Annotated in this window: 30 protein-coding genes and 2 tRNA genes; 29 read left to right on the top strand and 3 right to left on the bottom strand. The window is 69.0% G+C overall.

Going from position 1 to position 23,104, the window contains the following annotated elements; genetic code table 11:
- Window position 1 precedes the first annotated feature (1 nt).
- From STRTUCAR8_RS48745 to STRTUCAR8_RS17755, 5 genes are all read left to right on the top strand, one after another.
- A complete protein-coding gene (locus STRTUCAR8_RS48745; RefSeq protein ID WP_044472394.1) occupies window positions 2-1,441 on the top strand; it encodes a DUF2637 domain-containing protein in 1,440 nt (479 codons plus the stop codon).
- Between the two features lie 14 nt (window positions 1,442-1,455).
- A complete protein-coding gene (locus STRTUCAR8_RS17770; RefSeq protein WP_006377149.1) occupies window positions 1,456-1,746 on the top strand; it encodes a hypothetical protein in 291 nt (96 codons plus the stop codon).
- 110 nt (window positions 1,747-1,856) lie between these two features.
- Window positions 1,857-2,315, top strand: a complete 459-nt coding sequence (locus STRTUCAR8_RS52165; RefSeq protein ID WP_199791691.1) for a hypothetical protein — start codon at window positions 1,857-1,859, stop codon at window positions 2,313-2,315.
- Window positions 2,312-2,896, top strand: coding sequence for a hypothetical protein (locus STRTUCAR8_RS17760; protein WP_006377207.1), 585 nt, complete (start codon window positions 2,312-2,314; stop codon window positions 2,894-2,896). Before STRTUCAR8_RS52165 ends, STRTUCAR8_RS17760 begins: the two co-directional genes overlap by 4 nt.
- Window positions 2,893-3,729 carry a hypothetical protein gene (locus tag STRTUCAR8_RS17755; protein WP_006377184.1) on the top strand — a complete coding sequence of 279 codons (837 nt, stop codon included), beginning with the start codon at window positions 2,893-2,895 and terminating at the stop codon, window positions 3,727-3,729. Before STRTUCAR8_RS17760 ends, STRTUCAR8_RS17755 begins: the two co-directional genes overlap by 4 nt.
- Before the next feature lie 60 nt (window positions 3,730-3,789).
- Here STRTUCAR8_RS17755 and STRTUCAR8_RS17750 read toward each other — a convergent pair whose 3' ends face one another.
- The 3 genes from STRTUCAR8_RS17750 to STRTUCAR8_RS17740 all read right to left on the bottom strand — a co-directional run bounded on the left by STRTUCAR8_RS17750 (window position 3,790) and on the right by STRTUCAR8_RS17740 (window position 4,734).
- Complete coding sequence (locus tag STRTUCAR8_RS17750) at window positions 3,790-3,975, bottom strand: hypothetical protein (protein WP_006377157.1); 186 nt, start codon at window positions 3,973-3,975, stop codon at window positions 3,790-3,792.
- A gap of 301 nt (window positions 3,976-4,276) precedes the next feature.
- Window positions 4,277-4,540 (bottom strand): hypothetical protein, encoded by a 264-nt coding sequence (locus STRTUCAR8_RS17745; protein WP_006377237.1) that lies wholly within the window; start codon window positions 4,538-4,540, stop codon window positions 4,277-4,279.
- Complete coding sequence (locus tag STRTUCAR8_RS17740) at window positions 4,537-4,734, bottom strand: hypothetical protein (protein ID WP_006377182.1); 198 nt, start codon at window positions 4,732-4,734, stop codon at window positions 4,537-4,539. Before STRTUCAR8_RS17740 ends, STRTUCAR8_RS17745 begins: the two co-directional genes overlap by 4 nt.
- Before the next feature lie 121 nt (window positions 4,735-4,855).
- Between STRTUCAR8_RS17740 and STRTUCAR8_RS17735 the strand changes: the two genes are divergently transcribed.
- The 24 genes from STRTUCAR8_RS17735 to STRTUCAR8_RS17620 all read left to right on the top strand — a co-directional run bounded on the left by STRTUCAR8_RS17735 (window position 4,856) and on the right by STRTUCAR8_RS17620 (window position 23,036).
- Window positions 4,856-5,197: a hypothetical protein gene (locus STRTUCAR8_RS17735; RefSeq protein WP_044472386.1), complete on the top strand. Its 342-nt coding sequence runs from the start codon at window positions 4,856-4,858 to the stop codon at window positions 5,195-5,197.
- A gap of 59 nt (window positions 5,198-5,256) precedes the next feature.
- Window positions 5,257-5,967 (top strand): hypothetical protein, encoded by a 711-nt coding sequence (locus tag STRTUCAR8_RS17730; protein ID WP_006377175.1) that lies wholly within the window; start codon window positions 5,257-5,259, stop codon window positions 5,965-5,967.
- Window positions 5,968-6,060: 93 nt separating this feature from the next.
- Entirely contained in the window at window positions 6,061-6,600 is a 540-nt protein-coding gene (locus STRTUCAR8_RS17725; RefSeq protein WP_006377210.1) for a hypothetical protein, read from the top strand.
- A gap of 26 nt (window positions 6,601-6,626) precedes the next feature.
- Window positions 6,627-7,106 (top strand): hypothetical protein, encoded by a 480-nt coding sequence (locus tag STRTUCAR8_RS17720; protein ID WP_006377173.1) that lies wholly within the window; start codon window positions 6,627-6,629, stop codon window positions 7,104-7,106.
- 151 nt (window positions 7,107-7,257) lie between these two features.
- Window positions 7,258-7,761 carry a hypothetical protein gene (locus tag STRTUCAR8_RS17715; protein ID WP_006377186.1) on the top strand — a complete coding sequence of 168 codons (504 nt, stop codon included), beginning with the start codon at window positions 7,258-7,260 and terminating at the stop codon, window positions 7,759-7,761.
- A gap of 31 nt (window positions 7,762-7,792) precedes the next feature.
- Window positions 7,793-8,215, top strand: a complete 423-nt coding sequence (locus STRTUCAR8_RS17710) for a hypothetical protein (protein ID WP_044472383.1) — start codon at window positions 7,793-7,795, stop codon at window positions 8,213-8,215.
- Window positions 8,216-8,303: 88 nt separating this feature from the next.
- Entirely contained in the window at window positions 8,304-8,948 is a 645-nt protein-coding gene (locus STRTUCAR8_RS17705; RefSeq protein ID WP_006377150.1) for a hypothetical protein, read from the top strand.
- A 128-nt stretch (window positions 8,949-9,076) separates the two neighbouring features.
- Window positions 9,077-9,322, top strand: a complete 246-nt coding sequence (locus tag STRTUCAR8_RS17700) for a hypothetical protein (RefSeq protein ID WP_241784692.1) — start codon at window positions 9,077-9,079, stop codon at window positions 9,320-9,322.
- Window positions 9,323-9,416: 94 nt separating this feature from the next.
- Window positions 9,417-9,489, top strand: a tRNA-Met gene (locus STRTUCAR8_RS17695).
- A gap of 143 nt (window positions 9,490-9,632) precedes the next feature.
- Window positions 9,633-9,705, top strand: a tRNA-Trp gene (locus tag STRTUCAR8_RS17690).
- Window positions 9,679-10,080 (top strand): hypothetical protein, encoded by a 402-nt coding sequence (locus STRTUCAR8_RS48945; RefSeq protein ID WP_078507231.1) that lies wholly within the window; start codon window positions 9,679-9,681, stop codon window positions 10,078-10,080. The genes STRTUCAR8_RS17690 and STRTUCAR8_RS48945 overlap by 27 nt, the downstream gene beginning before the upstream one ends.
- Window positions 10,080-10,244 (top strand): hypothetical protein, encoded by a 165-nt coding sequence (locus tag STRTUCAR8_RS52545; RefSeq protein WP_006377196.1) that lies wholly within the window; start codon window positions 10,080-10,082, stop codon window positions 10,242-10,244. Before STRTUCAR8_RS48945 ends, STRTUCAR8_RS52545 begins: the two co-directional genes overlap by 1 nt.
- A 20-nt stretch (window positions 10,245-10,264) precedes the next feature.
- Window positions 10,265-10,561 (top strand): hypothetical protein, encoded by a 297-nt coding sequence (locus STRTUCAR8_RS17680; RefSeq protein ID WP_006377168.1) that lies wholly within the window; start codon window positions 10,265-10,267, stop codon window positions 10,559-10,561.
- A 17-nt stretch (window positions 10,562-10,578) separates the two neighbouring features.
- On the top strand, window positions 10,579-10,776 hold the full coding sequence (locus STRTUCAR8_RS17675) for a hypothetical protein (RefSeq protein WP_006377242.1): 198 nt from the start codon (window positions 10,579-10,581) through the stop codon (window positions 10,774-10,776).
- A 20-nt stretch (window positions 10,777-10,796) separates the two neighbouring features.
- A complete protein-coding gene (locus STRTUCAR8_RS17670; protein WP_006377223.1) occupies window positions 10,797-11,171 on the top strand; it encodes a hypothetical protein in 375 nt (124 codons plus the stop codon).
- Between the two features lie 10 nt (window positions 11,172-11,181).
- The gene (locus tag STRTUCAR8_RS17665) at window positions 11,182-13,272 is read left to right on the top strand and encodes a hypothetical protein (RefSeq protein ID WP_006377203.1); all 2,091 of its coding nucleotides are present in this window, start codon (window positions 11,182-11,184) and stop codon (window positions 13,270-13,272) included.
- Between the two features lie 28 nt (window positions 13,273-13,300).
- Window positions 13,301-13,750 carry a hypothetical protein gene (locus STRTUCAR8_RS17660; protein ID WP_048818775.1) on the top strand — a complete coding sequence of 150 codons (450 nt, stop codon included), beginning with the start codon at window positions 13,301-13,303 and terminating at the stop codon, window positions 13,748-13,750.
- The gene (locus STRTUCAR8_RS17655; RefSeq protein ID WP_006377206.1) at window positions 13,750-14,415 is read left to right on the top strand and encodes a hypothetical protein; all 666 of its coding nucleotides are present in this window, start codon (window positions 13,750-13,752) and stop codon (window positions 14,413-14,415) included. Before STRTUCAR8_RS17660 ends, STRTUCAR8_RS17655 begins: the two co-directional genes overlap by 1 nt.
- Before the next feature lie 18 nt (window positions 14,416-14,433).
- Window positions 14,434-17,142: an LAGLIDADG family homing endonuclease gene (locus STRTUCAR8_RS17650; protein ID WP_006377163.1), complete on the top strand. Its 2,709-nt coding sequence runs from the start codon at window positions 14,434-14,436 to the stop codon at window positions 17,140-17,142.
- The gene (locus tag STRTUCAR8_RS17645; RefSeq protein ID WP_006377193.1) at window positions 17,139-18,710 is read left to right on the top strand and encodes a phage portal protein; all 1,572 of its coding nucleotides are present in this window, start codon (window positions 17,139-17,141) and stop codon (window positions 18,708-18,710) included. Before STRTUCAR8_RS17650 ends, STRTUCAR8_RS17645 begins: the two co-directional genes overlap by 4 nt.
- A 207-nt stretch (window positions 18,711-18,917) precedes the next feature.
- A complete protein-coding gene (locus STRTUCAR8_RS55660) occupies window positions 18,918-19,817 on the top strand; it encodes an HNH endonuclease signature motif containing protein (RefSeq protein WP_078507230.1) in 900 nt (299 codons plus the stop codon).
- A gap of 52 nt (window positions 19,818-19,869) precedes the next feature.
- Window positions 19,870-20,772, top strand: a complete 903-nt coding sequence (locus STRTUCAR8_RS17630; protein WP_158697412.1) for a hypothetical protein — start codon at window positions 19,870-19,872, stop codon at window positions 20,770-20,772.
- A 12-nt stretch (window positions 20,773-20,784) separates the two neighbouring features.
- Window positions 20,785-21,192: a hypothetical protein gene (locus tag STRTUCAR8_RS17625; RefSeq protein WP_006377233.1), complete on the top strand. Its 408-nt coding sequence runs from the start codon at window positions 20,785-20,787 to the stop codon at window positions 21,190-21,192.
- A gap of 5 nt (window positions 21,193-21,197) precedes the next feature.
- A complete protein-coding gene (locus STRTUCAR8_RS17620) occupies window positions 21,198-23,036 on the top strand; it encodes a DUF6582 domain-containing protein (protein ID WP_006377200.1) in 1,839 nt (612 codons plus the stop codon).
- Window positions 23,037-23,104 lie beyond the last annotated feature (68 nt).

Raw genomic sequence — 23,104 nt, 5'->3', positions numbered from 1 at the left:
CATGCCTCCTGCCGGCGTCGGTGCGGGTAGCCCTCTCCGGCCTCTGACCCGCACGCAGAAGATCCTCACCGGCATCGTCGTCGGCTCGGTCCTCATCATCGCCGCCCTCGGCTTCATCGGCTCCTACAGCGCCGTCACCGACCTCGCCGCAGCCAAGGGATTCGGGAAGTTCGCCCGCGCGTTCCCCATCGCCGTCGACGCCGGCATCATCGCGTTCCTCGCCCTCGACCTCCTCCTCACCTGGCGCCGCATCACCTTCCCCCTCCTGCGCTACACCGCGTGGGCGCTGACCGCAGCGACGATCGCGTTCAATGCGGCGACCGCATGGCCGGACAAGCTCGGCGTCGGCATGCACGGCACCATCCCCGTCCTGTTCGTCATCGCCGTCGAGGCCGCCCGGCACGCCATCGGCCGCATCGCCGACATCACCGCGGACAAGCACCTCGAAGGCCCGAATGCCTCCCGGTGGATCCTCAACCCGGTCGGCACGTTCGTCCTCTGGCGACGGCAGCGCCTGTGGGAGATCCGGAAGTGGGCGACCGTCCTGGAGCTGGAGCGGGAGCGCCGCATCTACCGGGCGCAGCTCCGCCGCGAGCACGGCCGCGGATGGCGCCGGAAGGCGACCGCCGCACAGCGGTTGGTTCTCGAACTGTCCGCCGACGGCATGTCCGTCCAGGAGGCCATCGACCGGCCGCACATCGAAGCGCGGAAACAGGCCGACGCCGAAGCGAAGCGGGAAGCCGAAGCACGGTCGAAGGCCGAAGCGGAAGCGGAAGCCAGGCATGAAGCTGAACTCCGTCAGGCCGAAGTCGACGCGAAGCGCCGGGCCGAAGTAGCCGAAGCCGAAGCGGCCGAAGCGCGCGCCCGGGCCGAAGCCGAAGCGGCGGCCGAAGGGCTGCGCCTCGAAGTCGAATCGAAGCAGCGGGCCGAAGCTGAAGCCGGCCGGATCCTCGCCGCCGAAACCGAAGCGAAGCTCGCCGACATCGCCCGCGGGCAGCAGAACGCCGAAGCCGAAGCCGAACTGAACCGGCAACGCCGGGTCGCCGAGCAGGAGCGCCTTCAGGTCGAAGCGGCACGTCAGGCCAGGGAGAAGGCCGCCGCCGATGCTCTGGCGCGGCGGGAGCAGGAGGCGCGCGACCGCGCCCAGCGCATCGTCGCCGAAGCCGCGGCCACTTCGGGCACCACTTCGACTATGGCCAGCGACACCGCCAACGCTTCAGGTTCGGCTTCGACCCCGGTGTCCGCCATCACCGGCCCGCGCGCCAAGAAGCAAGCCGAAGTCGAAGCGGTCCTCGCCCGCATGGTCGAAGCGGGTGATCCCGAAGCGGTCTCCCTGAAGTGGATTCAGGAGCACTTCGACCTGAAGCAGACCACCGCGTACGACCGGCTCGTCACCGCGCAGCGGCTGTACGAGAAAGCCAAGAACTCGAAGTCCGCCTGAACCCGGAGCCCGTCATGCTGATCGCAGTCCTCTGTCTCGCCGCGCTCGCCCCGGGCGCGGCCACCGCCTGGCTGCTGCGCGAACGCGGCACGCTGATCGCCGTCCTCGCCGGGGCCGGGGTGACGGTCAGCCTGCCGTTCCTGCTGGCGTGCTCGCTGGTCGCGTTCCCGCCCCTCGGTGTGGCCATTGCCGCGGTTGCGGCCCTCGCGGCATTGAAGGCGTACGACGACGGCCGGGTGTGGATCGGCACCGCCTGGACCGCCGCCATGCTGATCGCCTGCGCGTGCGCGGGGTGGCCGCGGTGAGCAGCAGCAAGAACACGCCGATCACCCCGACCAGGATCATCCCTGCGGGAACGTCGCTCCCCGCGCCGGCCAGCCCACCGCCCCCACCGCCTGCTCCTCCACCACCTCCCGTGCAGCCTCCGGACTGGTGGCGCTCCAGACTGCCGGACCCGCCCCCTCCCGTACCTCCCGTACCGGTCGACGTCCACGTCACCGTCACCGTTGACCTGCAAGGACCCCTGGATCCGCCCCCGGATCCGTGGTGGCGGCGGGTCCGCTGGGGCTACCACGCCCTGATGGTTCTGCTCGCGTTCCCGGTGAGCGGGCCGTGGGCGGCAGTCCTGGACAGCGTCCGCCACCAGGAAGGCCTGCCCGCAGCGTGGGTGATGGCCGCCATCGTGTGGGCGCTGGTCGCGGTCTGGGACAACGTCTCCCGCATTCGCGCCCTGCACGCCCACCCCGAAGCGTGGCTCCCGAAGATTCGCGCCCGGGTCGCGCGGCTCCTGCTGTATGCGGTCATCACCGCGACCGTTCTCACCCTCCCGATCACCACCCTCGTCTACTGGATCACCGGAGTCGACACACCATGAGCGCCGTCACGCTGGCCGTAAGCCAGTACACGACCACCACCATCTCCACCGCCGGATTCGCCCTCGGTCTCGCCCTCCTCGGCACCGAACTGTGGCGCTGGCACAAAGGCGGCAAAAGCGGCGGCAAGGGAATCGGTGATGACGGTGGCGGCAAGGCGAAAGACCCCAAGGCGCTCATCCCGCTCGGGTTCGGCATCGTCTGCGGCATCCTGATGATCGCCTGCCCCGCCGGGCTCCTCGGCACCATCGCCGACTTCCTCCGCTGGGGCGGCAACTCGGTGGGCGACGTCGCCATGAAGTGGCTGACCGGCACCCCGAGTCAGCAGATGGGCACCGCCGCCACGCCCCGCATCGACGGGTACGGGGCCATCGTCGTCGCAGCCCTGTTCACCGTGCTCTTCCTGCTCCGCAAGACCTTCGCCAAGCTCATCAAGGGCAAATGGTGGAAGGGCGTGCTGGTCGGGGTCCTGCTGTGCGTGTCCACTGGTACCGCCGCCATGCTCGCCGACCAGATCGTGCAGGGCGCCAACGGCCTCGGCGCGTGGGCGATCGACGGGATCGCGAAGGGGAAGCTGACGTGAGGGCCCCGACCACCGTGCAGTGGCTGCGCACCGCCGTGCACCGCATCGCGATCGGCTCCGGGCGGCGCGCCACCTACCTGGCTGCCTGGGTAGTACGCCGGGCGCGCAGCCTCTGGTCCGGCGCCCGCAAGTGGCTCGACGAGGGCACAGGGATCGGCTGGCTGCTGCGGGCAGGCGTGCTGCTCGGTGCCGCCGCCATCCTCCGGAAGGTCGCCGTCGCGCTCGCGGCCGGCATCTACCACCGGGTCGAGAACGGGGGAGCACCCTGGCTGTTGTGGGGTGCCGCCGCCTGCTGGGTCGTCTCCGCCTACCGGGCCGGCGCCGACGACTGGAAGCCGAAGCGGCCGGCCGCGCCCGCCCCTGTTGACGAGGAGCAGGAGCAGCCGCCTCCGAAGGATGAGGCCGGCGGCGAGGAGAAGCCTGCCGTCGTCGAGCAGCCGAAGGCGCCACCCGTCTCTCCGGTCGAGCTGGTCGCCGCAGTCCGCGATGTCGGCACCCCGCACGCACAGCTCAAGCCCCTCGCCGAGCACCTCCGTACGACCACCGACGCGGTGCGTGCCGCTGCGGCCGGGATTGGTTGGCCCGTGAAGGATGTGCGGATGGAGGGCCGCTCCTCGTCGGCCGGGCTGCGCTGGGACGACTGCCCCTCCCCCGAGCAGGCCTACCCCTCTCCGGGCGTCGTTGGTGCAGGTCAAGCTGCAACCGACGACAACGACGACAGGCCGGGAGAGGGGCGCGAGAAGGGGTTGCGGGTAGTGGCCATCGGACAGGGCGGGGTGGTCGTTCAGCGCCTCGCCGAGATGGTTCGACATCACTCGCTGCGGAAGCCGTAGCCTGCTGCCACACTGGAAGCCCGGCCCTGCGACGCAACCCCCCGTCGTCGCGGGGCCGCCTCACGCCCTGTCGGGCTCTTCGTCGGGTACGGGCCGGAGGACGGCACGCCCGATCCAGCCGGGCGGCATCGTGTCGGTGATCCCGCCGGCGGGCTTGGCGCCGAGGTGCTGGCAGACGAGGTCGAGGTACTGCTGGCAGATCGCCCGGGTTTTCCCGCGCACCATGAAGGCCACCTCGTCGTCCATGCGGCCAGTGTGACGGCAGGGTCTGACAGTGGGGGTGGAAACGCGAGAGACCCCGCCCGGGATGCGGTCCCGGGCGGGGCCTTCGTCATGCGGTCTCGCTCTTGAACTCGTAGACCGTCGCTCCGTCATCGGCGTGGATTGTGCGGCCGTCCCAGTTCCGACCGCGCCAGTAGTGGGCCGTGCTGGTCGGTGCTATTGGCGTGTCGGGGGGAACTGGCAGGCTGATGACGTCGGGAGTTCGCCGTCTCCCACGTCAGCGTTTGGCCATCGTGGGGACCTCCGCTGATATGGATGCGCGCGCTCATGTGGTGGTCTCCTCGTCCGGGCGCACCGGGCCCGCGCCGTAGAAGCCTTCCAGTTGCACGTTCAGCTCCGCCAAGTCCGGATGCTCGGCCAGCTCACGCATCTCCGACTCCGTGAGCAGTTCGGCGAAGCGCCGCATGGACCGAGTGGCCAAGGCTGCTTCGGCCGCCGTGTCCAACTCGGCGGCGCGCTTCCTGTGCAGGCCCGCCAGGATGCGCAACTGGCGCGCTCTCAGCTCGTACCGGTCCGGCTGCCCGCTCATCCGTGCTGCTCCTCGCTGCCCACCGGGCTCGAGCGTTGCCGGTCCTTCTTCTTCAGCCAGTCATGCAGGGCTTCGATGATCACGTCCGCATATGGACGCTTCTCTGCCTCGGCGTGCTTCACGACCTCGTCCCATAGCGGGATCGGTGGCCGGAAGGTCTTGACGGGGGTCTGGCCAGTCTTGGGCCGGGCCATTGGATGCTCCCTAGGTGTCGTATTACAGGAACTAGCATCCACCTGCGCAAGTCGCTTGACAACCCTGCCGGTCCGGGTGCATTCTCGTATTACAGAAACCGCACCGCAGCAGGGGGACAAGATGACCGACCGCACCCGCACCGCCCGCCGCATCCTCGCCCAGCGCACCCGCACCAACCGCGCCGCCGCGAAGATCCGCCGCAACGGCGTCGGCACCCTCGCCACCCACTGCATCGCCGCCGGACTCGCCCCCAAGGAGGCGCGCTCAGTCGCCGGGTCCCTCCGCAAGAACGCGGACAAGGCCGACGTCACTGGACAGGCCGGAATCAGCTACGCCAAGAACATCAAGGCCCACACCTGCACGAGGTACACGCCCGCCGAGGTCGCCCGCATCGCGGTCATCTACCGCCCCCGCAAGCCCGCCTACAAGGTCGCCGCCGCCAGGCTCGCCCTCGCCGCGTAGATCACTCCACGACGAAGCAGACCACCCAGACCCGCAGCACGCACCGTCAGGAGACCGCGTTGAGCACCATCGAACTCGCCACCGTCAGCATCATCGGAACCGCCCTCGTCCTCGCCCCCATCGACCCGCAGCCCATCCGCGACCTCAACACCCCGACCCCCGACCCGGAGCCCGAGCCGGTCGTCTTCGACGAGAAGCTCGCCCGCCAGGTCCGGGACGCGCTCGACCTCCGGTACTGGAAGCCGAGCGCCGAGCACGGCGAGACCGAGACCCGCATCATCCTGTGGTCCCAGTTGGAGCTGAACGACCTGTACGAGCGCGTCGGCGGCACCGTCACCTCCCGCCAGGTCGAACGCAGCATCAGCGACGGCACGAAGTGGACCGCCGAGGAGATCACCGTCACCATCGACGTACCCGCAGTCGGCCCCGTCGAGGCGACGACCGACTGGTGCGACGGCCTGGAGAAGTACGGCAGCCGCGACGACCTGCCCCTCATGCAGGCTCTCACCGGTCCGAAGCCGGAGATCCTGAAGACCGTACCCGCGAACGGGCGCGCGCTCGGCTACGACCAGTACGCCATCACCCCCGGCGCCCCCCTGCCCGACGACCGCACAATCGCCACCGTCGAGGACCCGCTCGGCTCGTCATGGCGGGTCACCGACGACCAGGGCGCCGTGCACCGGCTCCACAAGCACGGCGAGCTGATCCGCTACACGTCCGGCACCGTCAGCTTCATCGAGCCGGAGTGGGCCGGCTGGTCCTCCGACTGATCACACCCAGGGGCCCGCCGTCCACGGGCCCCGCCACCGCCCGCGTCCAGCTGCTCGCCGACGCACTCGCCGCTTGATCCGAAGGAGCCCGCCATGGCCTACACCCCCGCCCCCGGTGACCGCATCACCGTCACCCGCACCCCCGGCAACCACGGCCCCGTCGGCGTCATGACCGGAACCGTCCTCGACGTCCTCACCATCGGGGGCATCGACGGGATCCTCTACTTCAAGAACGACGAGGGCGGTCGCGCCTACCTCGCCACCAACGAGCAGATGGCCGAGATCGGGAAAGTGCAGACGATCGAGCGGGCACCCGGCTGGCGGGGCCCGCTCACGGCAGCAGGCGCGCCGGCCTCCGACCCAACACCCGACCCTGAACGGATACCCGCCATGGCCAGTCACTTCGTGGACTGCATCACGATGCAGTCGTACGCGCTCCCCGCCTCCCCGTGCACCTGCCCTCCGTGGGTGGGACTCGACCCGGACGGCTGGTACCGCCTCGACTGTTCCGACCCCTCCAATCCCCGGATCGTCGAGTACGGCGACGAAGACCGCGACGACGAGGCGCCGCTGACTCTGGACGATGCGATCCACGAACTCCAGGCCTGCGAGCAGCAGGACGACCCCGCCTGACCGCCCGACCCGACAGGATGAACCACATGCCCGTATATGAGACTCAAGCCGAACTGGACGCAGCCGAAGCCGCCTACCGCCGCGCCGACGCCATCGAGGAAGCCTGTAAGGCCACCGGAAGGCCGTGCGAGCACACCGGGAACCATCACGTTGAAGCCGCCCACCGGAGGGGCCTGCACCTGCGCGCCGCCAACGGCATGTTCCACAGCGGCATCCGGGCCGTCACTCTCTTCGGCTGTCGCTGGTGCGGTCACGTCAAGGACGGGCACTGCGGCGGCTTCCACACCGGGCACGGCCTGCACACCTGGGAGCAGCCGACGGACGCCCAACTCCGAGCCCGGAAGATCGTGGCCGGGCTCGACCCGGACGTCGACATCCCGCTCCTGGCCGACCCGCAGCCCTACGAGTCCGAGTGCCGCTGCGACCGGGGCGACGAGGACGCCGAACCCTGCGACGCCGACGACTGCGTAATCGCCGAGCTCCTTGAACTCGGCACCCCCCACTGACGCCACAGAGACGCCCGACGCCTGACCCGCCGTATAGCCGAGGGCCCCCTCCCCGTGAGTGGGCCCTCACGCGTGCGCGGTCGCCGAACGGTTCGTCACAACTTAGACACACCGTCACCACCCCGGCACCCCAGGCGACACCATCGCCCGCATGAGACGAACCCTCACCACCACCACAGCCGCCCTCTTCCTCGCCGGACTCGCAGCATGCAGCAGCAACCCGAAACCCGCCGCCGACGCGAAGGCCGGCCCCGCGAGCCAGCCCCTCACCGCCAGCAGCGCCTTCGCGAAGGTCTCCGCCTCGGTGGCGTCCGCGAAACTGTCCGGGACCGTCACGGCAGAGAACGACCCGAACCATCTTCTCGGCCGGCCCAGCCAGTACACGTCGAAGGTCACCTTCGCGGACAGCCGGATCAAGGCGGCCGACATCAGCGGCACGAAGGAAGGCGACGTCGAACGCGGGGGCGCCATCGAAGTGTTCGGGAGCGAGGCCGACGCACAGACCCGGGCGAAGTACATCCAGGCCGTCACCAAGTCACTGCCGGCGCTCGCCGAGTACGACTACGTGCACGGCTCGGTTCTCGTCCGGGTGTCGCACTATCTGACGCCGGCGCAGGCCGCGGGCTACGAGTCGGCGGCGGCCGAACTCGGCTGAGCGTCGGGTGGGGCGGTCGCATACTGGCGGCATGGACCTGGTCCCGATGTCGGTCTTCGAGCGCACGGGCGCCCTCTGGCTGCCGCCGCTCGCCGAGGTGCGCCCCGAGCCGGAGTTGCCCGCCACGATCCGGATCGTCGGCGACCGCCGGATGCAGTGCAAGGACATTCCCGACGAGGCGTTCCTCGGCGCCGTGCGGCGGACGCTGGGCTGGGCGAGCGGTAAGCGGTCGACGGCGGGGGAGGCCTGGCGGATGCGCTGGGACGTCCAGGCCGAGTTGGAGAAGGAGACCGGGCCGCTTCCGCTGAACCTGTTCCTCGCGAAGGCGAGGCGACTTGGGCGGCGCCGCCTCCTCGGTGGCTGTACGGACTGCCTGTGCCGTGGCGACTACCACATCGCAGTCGACTGCCCGTGGCCGACGTGCTGCCCGCCGAGGAATCCCAGCGGGGCGTAACCGCACCCTACTGACCAGCCATTCAGTAGGCGATGCGGCGGACAGTGCACAATTGGGCCCAACACCCTCAGCACCACGGGAGGCCCGCATGCCCGACTCCCCGCTCAACGACTACACCTGGCCCGCCTGCGCCTGCGGACGCCAACTCCGCCACGACGAACTCGCCCGCACCGCCTGCCACCTCTGCCAAGAACGCGCCGACCAAGCACTCCGCACCCTCCCCGGACCTGACGGCCTCTACGCCGCACTCGCCGGCGTCCTCGCCCCCGGCTCCGGAGGCGGCGCCATCCGCGTCGCCAGCTCCCGCACCGCACCCCTCCCACTGCGCCTCGAACCCCTCAGCCTCACCGCGCGCGGCGGCATCATCACCGTCCTCCAGACGTGGCTCGTCGACTGGCATGAGCACCTCGGCTGGCTGCACCCCCGCTGGGAGGGCGGCCTTCAGGAGCAGCTCGACCAGGCCGTGAAGGCACTGCGCATCAACCTCGAATGGGCCGCCACGGAGCATCCGGCGTTCGTCGAGTTCGCGCGGGAGGTCTCGGATCTGGTCCGCCAGTGCGAGCGGCAGATCACCGGCGAGCGGGCCGAGCGGCCGATCGCTGTGGCGTGCCCGTGCGGAACGGTACTGAAGGTCACGGTGTCGACGCCGGGCGCCCGCTGTCGCGGGTGCAGCACGCAGTACGGACGTACCGAAGTACTTGACCTGCCGCTCGCCACCCGGACCGCCGCATAGGGCTATCTCCGGCCCTGGTTGCGCAGGCGATCGCCTGCATGTCACACTGCCCCCGTCCGGAACTACGTGTGTCCGCATCTACTTCAGCCCCCAGCTTCCGGCCGGGGGCTTTCTGTATGTCGGGGGTGATGATGCGCCCGAGCGAGTTGTACGCCGACGATCTGGTCTTCGAGCACGAGGCGACTGCCAGGACCGGCGTACCGGGGCCGGTGATCCGTCAGTGGGCCCGGCGCGGGAAGATCCAGAGGTTTTCGGGTGACGGCCGACTGACCGGCAACGGCCACGAATTCAAGACCATGTACGCCCTTCCCGAGATTCGCGAGCGGGCCAAGACGTACCGGCCGATGCCGCAGCGCAGCCCGGTCGCCGCATAGTCGTCCGCCGCTGGCAACGCTGAGGGTCGGGGTCAGCGGCGGATCAGCAGGAAACCCGATCGGCTCCGACGTGACCGACAGCTAGTCTGAGCGGAGCGCCGTAGAGCAGTTGGTAGCTCGCTGGGCCCATAACCCAGAGGTCGCCAGTTCGAGCCTGGTCGGCGCCACGTAGGGGAAGACGCGGGTTCGAATCCCGTCCAGCCATAGAAAAGGCCGCACGCGGCCTGCTGGTAGCTCAGTGGTCTAGAGCGTCCTCGGGTGATCGCTGGTTGGTCGCGGAGATCTTCACCCCGCGGACCGGCGGTCGCTTTGGTTCGTAGCTCAATTGGGAGAGCAGCGGTCTCCAAAGCCGCCGGTTGCAGGTTCGAGTCCTGCCGGGCCAGCTCAAGGCGGTGACCATGCGCGAGGTCACCCAGACGATCCTGCACGGCGACCCGTCCGGCATCCCCGGGAACTGCCTGCAAGCCGCGGTCGCCTCACTCCTCGACCTGCCACTCGATGACGTCCCGCACTTCATCCTGTTCGACGACTGGCTGGAGCGCCTCGCCGCGTTCTGCATCGAGCACGGCTACCGGCCGATCATGCGAATGCCGGATGTGCCCGTCGCGTACGGCATGGCGTGGGGCCCGTCCGTACGGGGCGTACGGCATGCGGTCGTGTGGGTCGACGGCGAGATCGTCTGGGATCCGCATCCGTCACGTGTAGGCCTGTTGAGGGTCACCGAGTTGATCGCGTTCGAGCCGGTCGGAGGCGCCTGATGACCGCCCGCTCCCGCCTCGCCTTCGTCGCCACCTGCCTGTCCTGCTGCCTCGTGTTCCAAGTCGTCCCGATGTCGATCGTGCTGCCGACGGTCGGGATCTACGCCGCCTGCGTCCTCGCCGCCAGCCTCCCGTACGCCTGGCGCGCGATACGCCGCCGCTGAACAACCTTCGGAGCGCCCCCATGACGAAAAGCCTCGACGAGGCCTCAGAAGACGTTGAGACGCCTGCCGAGGGAATCGCTGCGACCTACGAGGTCACCTTCACTCCCGCCGAGGCGAAGCGCGTCAGGCGCGCGGCTCGGGATGCGGGCCAAACGGTCTGTGCATATCTCCACTCCCTGGCCGTCAATCGGGACTCCCACATGACGATGAACGTCGTCATCAACGGCGGCCTGTCGGACAAAGAGGCCGCACGCCGGGCGATCGCGCACGAGATCCAGCGCGCCCTTGCGACGCCCCACGGCCGCTTCCATCGCTGACTTGGAAGGACCGGACCATGCGCCGTTGCCCCGCCACCGCCCCGCTCGACATCGGCGGCGAGCCTCTCGAACTCCGCTGCGTCCACTGGAGCAAAGACCCCGACGGGCGACACGAGGACGACCACCTCGTGCACACGCCGCCCGCCATGGGCGACGACCACACCTGGACCAACGACAACCCGCTGCCCGCCGAGGAACCGCCAGCAAGCGAGTAGCCGCGAGGCGCGGAGAGGCGGTGACCGTGTCCAGCCTCCCGATGCAGTGGAACACCTCAGCTGCCGCAGGATCCCAATGGGTCGAGTCGTTCACCATGGGCGATCCCGGCGCCCTCGTCGACATTACGGGCCTGGACTGGGAATTCGTCATCCGCCAATCGGTGACCGACACGTCGCCCACGCCGCTCGTCAAGGTCACCCCCACACCGAGCGCCCAGGGCTACATCACCGTCACGTTGGCCACGTCCACGGTGCTGGTCGTCCTCAGCCCAACCGCAACCAGCCTGCTCGGCAAGGGCGCTCGCCCGTTCAACCTGTGGTCGAACCCCAACACCAGCACCCAGACCACGTGGGTCGAAGGCGTCTTCAATACGCAGCCCGTCGCGATGCCCTGAGGGAGGTGCTGTGCCGAACGTGATCATCTCCCCGACCGGCGTGCAAGGCCCGCGCGGCAACGCCGTCCTCAACGGCACCGGCGCACCCGGGCCCACGGTCGGTATCGACGGCGACTACTACATCGACAAGACGGGCTACCCGACGTCCGTCGTCCTGTACGGGCCGAAAGCGGCCGGGGCGTGGCCGGGCAGCGGAGTCACCGTCGGCGGCGGCGCCGTCGGGGCGCTCCTCGCCGCGAACAACCTGTCCGACCTCCAGAACGCTGGCGCTGCCCGCACGAACCTCGGACTCGGCACCGCAGCCACCCAGAGCGCCGGGGCCTTCGACGCGTTCGGCGCCGCGTCTGCCGCGCTCGGCAGTGCGAACTCGTACACCGCCAGTCAGATCGCCTCCGAGGTCACCCGCGCGAACAACGCCTACGACGCCTTGGGGGCCGCGTCTACCGCTCAGGCCGCGGCCATCGCGGACGCGGCGGGCAAGTATCAGGGGCTCCAGCCGTGGGTGTTCGACGTCACCGCCACGGCGTACGGAGCAGCCGGAGACGCCCAGGTCGTCGCAGACGGCGCCATGAGCTCCGGGTCGGCCGTCCTGACGAGCGCGACCGCGAACTGGCCGGCCACGGGCATCGTCGGCAAGTCGATCTCAGTGAAAGGCGCCGGGGCGCTCGGGGTCACCACGCTGGTCACCACGATTGCCTCCCGCCAGAGCGCCACCCAGATCACCCTGAACGCGGCAAACGCTTCCGGCGGCGCACTCACGGGCGCGGTCGTCATCTGGGGCACCGACGACACCGCCGCCGTCCAGGCCGCCACCGACGCAGCCATGACCTACCTGCAAACTCACTCCTACGCGCAGGTCTTCAACCCCCGCCTGTCCGTGATCGCCGGGCCCCTCAACACCAGCAAGCACGGGAACGGGCAGATCGTCTTCGACGCCGTGAGCACCGCCGGCGGGAAGAAGATCCTCGAATTCCGAGGAGTCACCAGTGGCGCCGCAGCAGTGCGCCACTGGCTCCAGCAGGTGCCGCAGATGGCTGGCTCCGGGTTCATCAGCTTCGGCGTGTACGCATCCACCGGGGCGCAGATCGCCAGCATCAACGCGGCAGGCAACCCGGCCGTCATCTCGGGCCCCAACGAGGGATCCGGCTACGGCGCTGGCGCCAACTTCAGCAACATGATGGTCGTCGTCCGGGACCTGCTAATCCTGACCACCCACAGCGCGTACGGGCTGACCTACGGGGCGCTGAACCTGTACGGCGTCGCCAACGCCCACATCGAGAACCTGGGATACGGCACGGCCGGCACCGTCGCCTCGCCGTCCACGGACTACACCAGCCCAGGCACGTTCGGCACCGGGCTCAGCGTGGGGTGCTTGCTGCCCGCACCGGGCAACAACGACTACGTCATCGCGAAGAACGTCAGCATCGGCGGCGGCTACACGTATGCGATGTTCATGACCGAACACGGCGTGATCGACCGGTACATGGCCCTGTACTGCTGGGCCGGACTGTGCGCCGTCGGCAACTACGCAGGGTCCGTCGGGTCCGTTCACGCCATGGACGCCATGTCGGCGAGCATCGAGGCCTGCGCCAGCGAGCTGTACATCGTCGGCGCAGGTTCGGGCGGCGCCGGGCCCACGGTCTACGCCAACATCTCCACCGAGTCCAGCGCCCCCATCATCGCGGGCAACTCGACAGGGGCCATGAACGCGGCACTCGGCCGGGTCCGCCTCACGGGCCTGTTCACCGAGTCCGGCGTGTCCACCTCCGCTCCGACCGGCATCGAAGTCGTCAACGGGCAGGTACCCAGGGCGATCAAGCGGAAGACGAGCGCGTTCACGTGCAGCGTCATCGACCGCACCCTCGTCTGCGACACCACCACCGCAGGCTTCACCGGCACCCTCCCGGCCGCCGACTTCTGCCCCACCGAGTACGTGTTCAAGAACGTCGGCACGAACACCTTGACCGTGGGCACGACCGGCGGCCAGCTCATCTACAGCAGCAGCGGCACCGGAGCTGCTACCGCCACCCTCACCACCGGGCAGACCGGCCGCTACCAGGCGCTCTACAACGGCACCTCGTGGGGCTGGTACGCCGTCTGACCCGCCGTCCGACCCTCGGAGCACCCTCATGCCCACACCCGAACCACCCATCATCGAACCGGCCCCCGCCGCGCCGACCGCACCGCCCGTACCCGCCGCCGGCCCCTTCTGCGCGACCTGCCCGGACCGTGCCGTCGTGAACTGGCGCCGCCGCCCCACGGACGACGAACTCGCCGAGGTCGTCGCCGCCGAGGAGGCGCGCCGGGCCGCGCTCTTCGACCTCAGGGACAGGCAGCTGCCGGACCCCGAGTTCGGGCCGCTGCCCACCGCAGACGGCATGACCCGCACCGTGTACGCGTGCGGCCCCCACGCCATCACCATGGACGCCGCCGCCCTCATCCACGCCAGCGCGTGCACCGCACCCAACGAGGCGGACCTGCCTGGCTGCGACTGCACCCCCGAACCCCACCCCGCCGACCCGCCGGAAGAAGCTCCCGCCTCGACACTGCCCGACCACTGGGTGACAGGCGGCGCCTGATGAGCAAGCGCCTGCGGGCCCTGCCCGACGGATTCGACGAATTCCGCACCGACGGCCGCCGCCGCTGCTGGGCCCGCTCCAAGAAGACCCACGGCCAGTGCGGCGGCATGGCCCTGACCGGGCAGAACATCTGCTTCTTCCACGGCGGCAACGCCCCCCAGAGCCTCAAGGCAGGCGAGCAGCGCGTCGCCGAGGAGAAAGCGCGGGCCCTCGTGGCAACCTACGGCCGGAAGATCGAAACCACCGCCACGGAAGCCCTCCTCGACGAAGTCCAGTGGACTGCCGGGCACGTCGCCTGGCTCCGCGAACGCGTCCAAGAGATCGAATCCGATGCCGTCGTCGCCACCTCCGACCGCGAACACCCCCTCGTCTGGGGCGTCACCCGGGAGAAGTCCGGCGGCGAAGACCGCGGCACGACCGAAGAGGCCGCGCCGAACATCTGGCTGAAGCTCTACCAGCAGGAACGCACCCACCTCGTGCGCGTCTGCGCCGAAGCCATCAAGGCCGGCATCGAAGAACGGCGGGTGCGGCTGGCGGAGTCCCAAGGTGCTCTGGTCGCTCAGGCCATCCGGGCGATCCTCGCGGACCTCAACCTGACGGGCGCGCAGCAGCAGCTCGTCTCGGAGGTCGTGCCACGGCACCTGCGGGCACTCGCGTCGGCCTGAGCTGAGGGGCGGTACAAGATGACCGCCACCGTCGACTGGGCCGAGTTCGCAGCCCAAGCGTTCGAGCCGCGGAACGTCTTCGGATTGCTCGACTACGTTCCGACGCCGAAGCAGTGCGAGTTCCACGCCGCGACCGAGTTCGACGTCCTCTACGGCGGCGCCGCGGGCGGAGGGAAAGGTGGACGCTGTCCGGACCGTGCGGCACCCTCGTATAATTCAGAGGTGGAGACCAAAGTACTGACCCCCAAGGGGTTCAAGCTCATCGGCGACATCCGCACCGGCGACGCCGTCTGCAACCCGGACGGCACCACGGCGAAGGTCATCGGCATCTTCGACAACGGCCCGAAGCAGTTCTACCGGATCACCCTTGCCGACGGTTCGACGGTGGAAGCCGACGAAGACCACCTCTGGGCCATCTCCATCGCTGGCACTCGCAAGCGCCGCAAGGAGGCTGCACCCGTCATCCCCGCCGGTCTGCGGCCTGAGGACGAGTGGAACCTGCGAGTGCAGTCCCGCTGCCGCATCGTCAACACCATGGAACTGCGCGAGCTGGTGCTGCGCGCGGCCGACGAGAAGGCGCGCGGCCTGCGCCCCCGCTATGTGCAGCTGCCGCTGACCAATCCGGTCAACCTCACCGCAGCCAAGGGCCGGTGGCCGGTCTTCAGCCCGTATGTACTCGGTGCGCTGATCGGCGATGGGAGCACCCAGAACCGTTCTGTTGCCATCACGGGCATCGATGCGGAGGTGTTCGAGCGGATCGCCGACGAGCTGCCTGACCACCTTCAGCTGGTCGCCGGAAGTCAGAAGTCCGGTCGTTGCCCGAGCTACGCGATCACCCGACGCAACGGCGAAGGCGACTCCGCCACAACCCTGATCAAGCGCGACGGCTTGGACAAGCTGCACTCTTGGGAGAAGTTTGTCCCGAGGCGCATCAAACTCGCCCCGGCCGCCGACCGCTTCGCGTTCATCCAGGGCCTGATGGACACCGACGGTCACATGGACGCCCGTGGCCACGTCGAGTTCGTCACCGTTTCCGAGCAGCTGGCCAAGGATGCGCAGGAGGTACTGCGCTCCCTTGGCTACCGGGCCACGCTGACTACGAAGACCCCGACTTATACCCACAACGGCGAGAAGCGCGACGGACGCCTCGCGTACCGGCTGTACGTCCAGGGCCGCCACATGGATCGACTGTTCCACATGCCCCGCAAGCGGGAGCGCGTGTCCCAGTTCAACGGCGGCGACGTCGAGCCCTGGCATCGCATCGTTTCCGTCGAGCCGACCGGGATCGACAACAGCCGGTGCATCCAGGTGGACAACCTCAACCACCTGTACGTGACGGACGACTACATCGTCACGCACAACACCAGGGCACTGCTCATGGACGCCATCAGGGACTGCGATACGCACCCCGGGCTGCGTGTGGGCGCCTTCAGGCGTTCCTACCCGGAACTCAAGGAATCGCTGATCGCAGAGCTGGCGCAAATGGAGTACGCCAAGGCGATCGGCGCCCGCTGGAACGGCACCGAGTACGAGCTCCGATTCCCGAACGGTTCACTGATCATGTTCCGGTACGCGGAGACCGTGCAGGACGCCACCCGACGGCAGGGCGGGCAGTATCAGAAGCTGCTGTTCGACGAGCGGACCCTGACGCCGCCCGACGTGGTGTCGTTCCTGGAGAGTCGCCTCCGGTCCGGCCGCCGCGACATCCCGGTGCTCGGTATCCGCTCCGGCACAAACCCGGGCGGCGCCGGCCATGGTGCGGTGAAGACCCGTTACATCAAGCCGACGAACTATGGCGAGAAGGTCATCACCGACGCCCGTAACCGTACGGTCCGCTTCATTCCGTCGAAGCTGTCCGACAACCCACACGTCAACCCGGAGTACGCCCAAGACCTCCAAGCCCTCGACGGTAAACTCCGCTCCGCCTTCCTGGATGGTGACTGGGACGTGTTCCAGGGCCAGATGTTCCCCGAACTAAAGCGCGACCGGCACGTCGTGGAGCCGATCACGCTGCCCGCCTCGTGGAGGCGGTACAACGGGCTCGACTGGGGATTCACCGCCCCGTGGGCCGTCCTGTGGGCGGCGGTCGACGAAGACGGCCGCGTATGGGTGTACAGGGAGATCTACCGGCGCGGCGTCGGTGAGGCCGACCAGGCGAAGCAGATCCTCGAAGCAGAGGCTGCTGGCGAGCACATCGCCGTACGGTTCGCCGACGACGCCATGTGGGCCACCCGCGGAGATGCCAAGGCCATCGCCGATGTCTACAGCGAGAACGGCGTCCACCTCACCCAGGCCGGGAAAGGCGCCGGATCCCGGGTCACTGGCTGGCAGCGCGTCCGCTCCTACCTCAAAGAGGGGCCCGCCTGCCCACAGCACCGTGCGCAGGGCTGGAACTCCTGCCCGATGCTGCACCTGTTCTCGACCGTGACCGAGCTGTACCGAGAGCTGTCCGACCTGCCGCACGCCACCAAGGGCAACCCCGAGGACGCTGACACGACCGCCGACGATCACGCGTCGGACGCTGTCCGGTATCTCCTCACCAATCTGGGCACCGGCCCCGAAATGGTCATCCTCGACGCCCCGCCGGCCGAACCGGCCGTCGAATTGCTCCAGCCTCTCGGCCCGACCATGGCGTACCGGCCGGCCGAACCCGCCCTCGCGGACGACGCCTGGTGGTACGAGGACGACGAGACGCCGCGAGCGGGGAGGACGGTGCAGGCCCCGTGAGCTTGAAGACTTGGTGGAAAGGCCTTCGGGCCGAACCTGAAGTGCTGGAGACCGCCTCCGCCGAACGGAAGCTCCCCGGGCGCACCGGCTACGAGTACGGCATCGGGCCCGGCGGCCTCAGCGAAAGCAACCAGGGCATCGGCGCCGCCACACAGACCGACCGCCGCACCATGCTCGACCAGCTCTTCCAGGCCTACATGGCATGCCCGTGGGCCTGGGCCAGCGTGAACGCCATCGCCCGCACCATCACCGCAGGCGGCCTCGTCACCGACTGGGACAACGACAACGGCGAGGCCGACGAGGAGACCCCCGACAAGCCGGCCGAGGTGCTCCTGCTGGAGCGGATGATCGGCTACTGCAATCCGCGGGAGAACATCCGGCAGATCCTCCGCTCGGTGATCGTCGACCTCCTGGTGTTCGGCGACGCGTACATCGAGGTGGTGTGGGTCGGGAAGCAGCCGGTGGCGCTGTACTCGCTGGACTGCCCGAGCATGCTGCCGATCGCGGACGAGCACGGCACAGTCACCTCGTATGTGCAGATGACGGAGCTGGGGCAGCGGGCGGTGTTCGAGCCGCGCGAGGTCATCCACATCAGCATGGACTCGCCGCGCTCCAGCGTGTTCGGCGTATCGCCGACGCAGGCCGCGCTCCTGCCGATCACGGCGTGGCTGTTCGCCGCGGCGACCAGCAAGGAGATCTTCCGGAAGGGCGCGCCCGCACAGATCCACGTCGACTTCCCCGCCTCCAACTCCACGGGCGACATCAACCGGTGGAACGCGCAGTACCAGCAGCGCAACATCGGCCCCCGCAACATCGGCAACCCGATCTCCACCAAGGGCGGCGCGCAGATCCAGGAGCTGGCGCAGTCCCGGACGATGGACTACCTCAAGTTCCTCGACCAGAAGCGCGACGAGATCATCGCCTCGTACGGGGTGCCCCCGGCGAAGGCCGGTGTCATCGAGTCGGGGAACATCGGCGGCGGCACCGGTGAGGCACAGGACCGCACCTTCATGGTCAACACGTGCCAGCCGATCGCCGAAATCGTCCTGGAAGCCCTGAACTTCGCCCTCGCCAAGCTGGGCTTCGGAATCGACGGCTGGAAGCTGAAGTTCCGCGACATCGACATGCGGGACTCCAAGACCGTCGAGGAAATCCGCGACATGCGGCTCCGCAACGGCTCCTGGACGCTCGACCGCTACCGGACAGACATCGGCGAACCCACGGTGGACGGCGGCGACCAGCCGATCCTCGTGGACCGCCAGAACCTGGTGCGCTGGCACGACATGGACGCCGCCAGTAAGGCGACCATCGCGAACAAGCTCCGCGGGACAGCACTGGAGCCTGCGACACCGGAGGACGGGAAGCCGGTCACGGTGGAGAAGCCGGAGCCCAAACCGGTGCCGCCCCAACTGGTCCCGCACACAGGGCAGCCGCCGGGTGAACCTCCCGTACCAGGCGAGGAGCCCGGCGATGCTCTGCCGCAGGAGAGCGCCCGGGCCGCGTACCGGCGCCGACTTCGGGAGGCCCTCGCATCACTGCCTGGAGGCGTCGATGAGCGTGCCGCCTGACCCGGGACCGGTGGTGGTACTGCCGCCGGACCCGCCGAACCATCCACTGCGGGCCAAGGACGTCGGGGCGCTGATCAAGAAGAGGATCGGATGATGAGCGGTTTCACGCCCATATGCCGCCTGAACAGGTAGAATTGTCACATTGAAGACCCCGGCGAGTGCGCTAACACTCCCGGGGCGTGGACGACCTGAGAGACCAGGATCGACATGTCACAGCGTACTTGCACAGTCGAAGGCTGCGAACGTCACCACTTCGGCCGAGGCTTCTGTCGGCATCATCATTACCGGTGGCGCACTCACGGGTCTCCGACCGCAGGCGCACCTATCACCTCGCGTTCGATGACTGCATCACAGCGTTTTTGGGCGAAGGTTGACAAGAGCGGACCGATCCCCGACTACCGTCCAGAACTGGGACCTTGCTGGATCTGGAATGGAACTCGCAGCTCACGCCAAGGAGGCAGGCCGGGGTACGGCAGGTTTGCGGCTGAGGGGCGAACGCATCAGGCCCATCGATTCGCCTATGAGTTGCTCGTCGGCAGGATCGAAGCAGGGCTTCAACTTGATCATCTGTGCCGAGTGACCCAGTGCGTGAATCCCTCGCACACCGAACCGGTGACACCCCGCGAGAACTACCTTCGCGGAATCAGCCTCTGGGCCGAGAACGCCCGCAAAACGCACTGCCCGCAAGGACATGCGTACGACGAGGCGAACACCTACGTAGGCCGCAGCGGGGCCCGGAAGTGCCGGGAGTGCTCGGCTGCTCACCTTCGGGACCTTAGGCATAGGCGAGGCGCAGGAGCCGCTCCAGCCGCTCGTACACATTGCCCGCAAGGCCACCGCTACGACGAAGCCAACACGCTCGTCCAGCCAGATGGCTCTCGAAAATGCCGCGAATGCCGCCGCGAATACCTGCGTGAATACGACAAGAAGCGCGCGGGTCGTAGGCGGAAGCCGGGTGCGGTGCGAAACGCCAACAAGACCCACTGCCCGCAGGGCCACCCCTATGAAGAGGTGAACACCCTGTATGAAGCAGATGGATCACGTAGGTGCCTCACTTGCCGCCGAGAGTCAGACAGGAGACGACGGGCGCGGCGCCGAAGCGGCTAAGCCATATCTCCGCGAGGCGTTCGCCGCCGGTTGGGCTCTCTCTGGGGGTCCAATGACGGACCGAGTGCGAACGGCCTGCGCCGTCGCGGTCGAGACGGCGATCGAACGCCTAGATGACCCGAACATCTTCGAAGTCACCATCGACCTCGGCAAGCTCGAAGGCATGTGGGCCAAGCTGTTCGGCCGCCGCGAAGAGAAGCAGGCCGAACACACCCGACTCGTCGCCGACGCCTGGCGGACCCTCATCGACCGCGACACCGTCGCCGCAACGGTCGACGCCTACCGGGCCCGCATCGGACTCGGCGAGTCCCTCAGCGACTTCGGAGCCGAAGCACTCGCCGCAGCCCGCGCCATGCTCCGAGCCCTCGCCGACCTCACCGGCTGGACCGCCCTGCGCACCGCCATCCGCAACGCCATCGCCGCCGGCCGCGCCGAAGGAATGGTCAACGCCGTCGCGATCGCCGCCGAACGAGCCAGCGTTGTCGGGCTGGAATGGAACATCGCCTTCGGTGATGCCTACCGGTCGCTGGAACGCCTCGATGAACTGTGGGGCGACGCGGACGGCTGGCTCGGCCGCATGGTCGACCGTGCGGCCGGAGACCTCGGCCGCGTCCTCGCCCAGGCGGCAGAAGACGGCGCCTCGCGGGACGAGATGGTCGACGCGGCCATGGACGTCCTCGTCTCCGACGACGTCGAGGCGGTCGCGTTCACCGTCGACTGGGCCATGACGACCGCAGCCGACGACGGCGCCCTGCGCCTATACCAGTCCGAAGGCGTGCAGCAGGTCGACGTCATCACCGCCGGAGACGGCCACGTCTGCCAGACGTGCGGTGACTACGAGGTGGGGAGTCCCTGGGCATCGCTGGACGTCCCCAGGCTGCCCACGCATCCACGCTGCCGCTGCTGCTATGCCGCAGCCGTGTCCCTCTCCCACTTCGCCGACTGGTTCGCCTGACCTGGAGACCTGATGAGCATTTACCGCCCGGCCCGGGTCCTGTGGAACCTGAGCGACTCCGGGACACCGAAGACCCTGTCCGTATCGGGAAACAGCGGCGCGGCCCCGATCAACCTGATCGACATCAGCGATGTATGGCTCGCCGTCACCGTGGTCGGCACACCCACCGGGACCACGCCGACTCTCGACGTCGGCCTCGACGTCCAGGACCCGGACGGAAACTGGTACCCGACCATCGCGAAGATCGCCCAACTGACCACGGCCGCAGGGCGCGGATCCGCGTATGCCGGACTGCACATGCCGATCTCGGGCACCGTCAGCGCGGCCCTGGTGCTGCCTTCGTACGGGCGCGTCACCTGGACGATCAGCGGCACCAACCCCGTGTACCCGCAGACATCAATCGCGCTGGTCGGGAGGTGAATGGCATGGCCGCACGGGTCAAAGGCCGCACGATCGCCACGATCTCCGGCACCGCACTCAGGCCCGGCATCAGCCGCAACCGCCGCCTCTACACGACGGAAGCCATCAGCAATGCCGTACGGCGCGCACAGGAACGCATCGACGACGGCTCGATGCCCATGACGATGCTGACCCACCACGCGGCCGACGACGACTCCACGCAGATCGCCGGACGCCTCACCTCCGTCACGCTCGCCGAGGACGGCTCCGCCAAGTACACAGCCGACCTCGTGAGCACCGAGGCCGGCCAGACGATCGCCGCCCTGGTCGACAACCGCGACGGACAGCCCTTCCTGCGCGGAGTTTCCATCCGGGGCGCCTGGGTGGGCAAGGTGCGCCGCCAGGCCGGCCCCGACGGCGACACGGTGGAGACCGCCGACGATCTGGAGCTCGACGGCCTCGACTTCACCCGCAAGCCGGGCGTCCTCGGCGCGGACGTCGACACGTTCATCCCCGCGGAGGCCGCCAGCGCCCCGGCGGAGACAGCCCCCGAGGGACGGGTGCTGATCCACGAGTCAGTACAGGAGGCGCTGGTGACCACCACGACCGAGGCCGACACCCCGAAGGCGGAGACGCCCGTACCGGGCGATGGCCCGTACGCGGATCCCGGGTACCAGGCCGACAAGAAGAAGCGGTACCCCATCGACACCAAGGCTCGGGCCAAGTCGGCCTGGAGCTACGTGAACCAGGCGGACAACGCCCGCGCCTACACGGCCGCACAGCTCAAGCGGATCAAGCAGCGCATCACCAAGGCCCTCAAGGGCTTCGGCGTGACGGTGGCCACCCAGGAAGGGTGGCTGATCGAACCTGCCCTCTCGGTCACCGAGGCGCTCGCCGAGTGCTGGGGTATGGACTCGAAGGACGCCGGGAACCTGTACGTCTCGCTGACGAACGGCCCCACGACCGTCACCGTCTCCTCGTACAGCCTCGATCCCCACGACCTCGATGCCGTCGGCCGGGCCGCGATGGCCGGCGCCTGTCAGACGCTGCTCACCATCGACCCCGACATGGACGGCGACGTCGACGTTCCTGGCGAGCTGGGCAACGACACGGCGACCGCCACAGCTGCCGGCGCGGCGTGCCCGTGCGGCTGTGGCTGTGCTGTCCCCGAGGCTCCCGGCGCCTGCCCGTGCGAGTGCTCCGAGGGCCAGTGCGTGCACTGCATGGGCGAAGACGACGACACGACGGAAACCGCCATCGTCTCGCCCGCCACCCAACTCGCCGAGACCGCCCCAACGGCCGCCCCTGGGCTGGCTGACGGCGTCACACAGACCCCGGCGCCGGAGAAACCGGCCGCCGAGAACCCCACCCCGGAAGGAGGCCCCGCCATGGCGGAGCCCACCACCGCAGCGGAGACCGCTGCCGCCCCCGCCGTCGGTGGGGTCACCCTGACCGACGACCAGTTCCAGCAGCTCCTCGGTCGCCTCGCTCCCATTCCCGCCGTCCCGGCCGCAGCCGCAGCGGAGTCAGCCCCGGCAGAGGCCGTCGCCGAGACCACGGCGCCTGCGACCCCGGCTGCCGAGGTGACGGAGACCGAGGACCAGCGCATCGCCCGGCTCGTCGCCGAAGGCGTCAAGGCGGCGCTCCCCGGCGCGATCCAGGAGCACGTGGAGTCCACCGGCGGCCCCGCCCGCAAGGGCCTCGTCCAGCCCGTCACCGAGAGCGCGACGGCCGCCTCCGGCCTTCCCGAGGGCTGGCCGCAGAAGCCGCTGCACCAGTACACCGACGAGGAGTGGCGCGCCCACGTCGCGCCGGGCACCGTCGGCGCGATCCTCGGCGCCCGCGGCGCAGCCCCCGCCGAGTAACCCACCCCAGGCCGCCCGCGCGGCCGATCACGCTTCCTGACCGCCAGCTCTACGGCTGGTGCCACTCG

This window comes from Streptomyces turgidiscabies Car8, assembly GCF_000331005.1.
Taxonomy (GTDB): Bacteria; Actinomycetota; Actinomycetes; order Streptomycetales; family Streptomycetaceae; genus Streptomyces; species Streptomyces turgidiscabies.
Note: the sequence above shows the minus strand (reverse complement) of the source record. Positions and strands in the feature narration are given on the sequence as shown.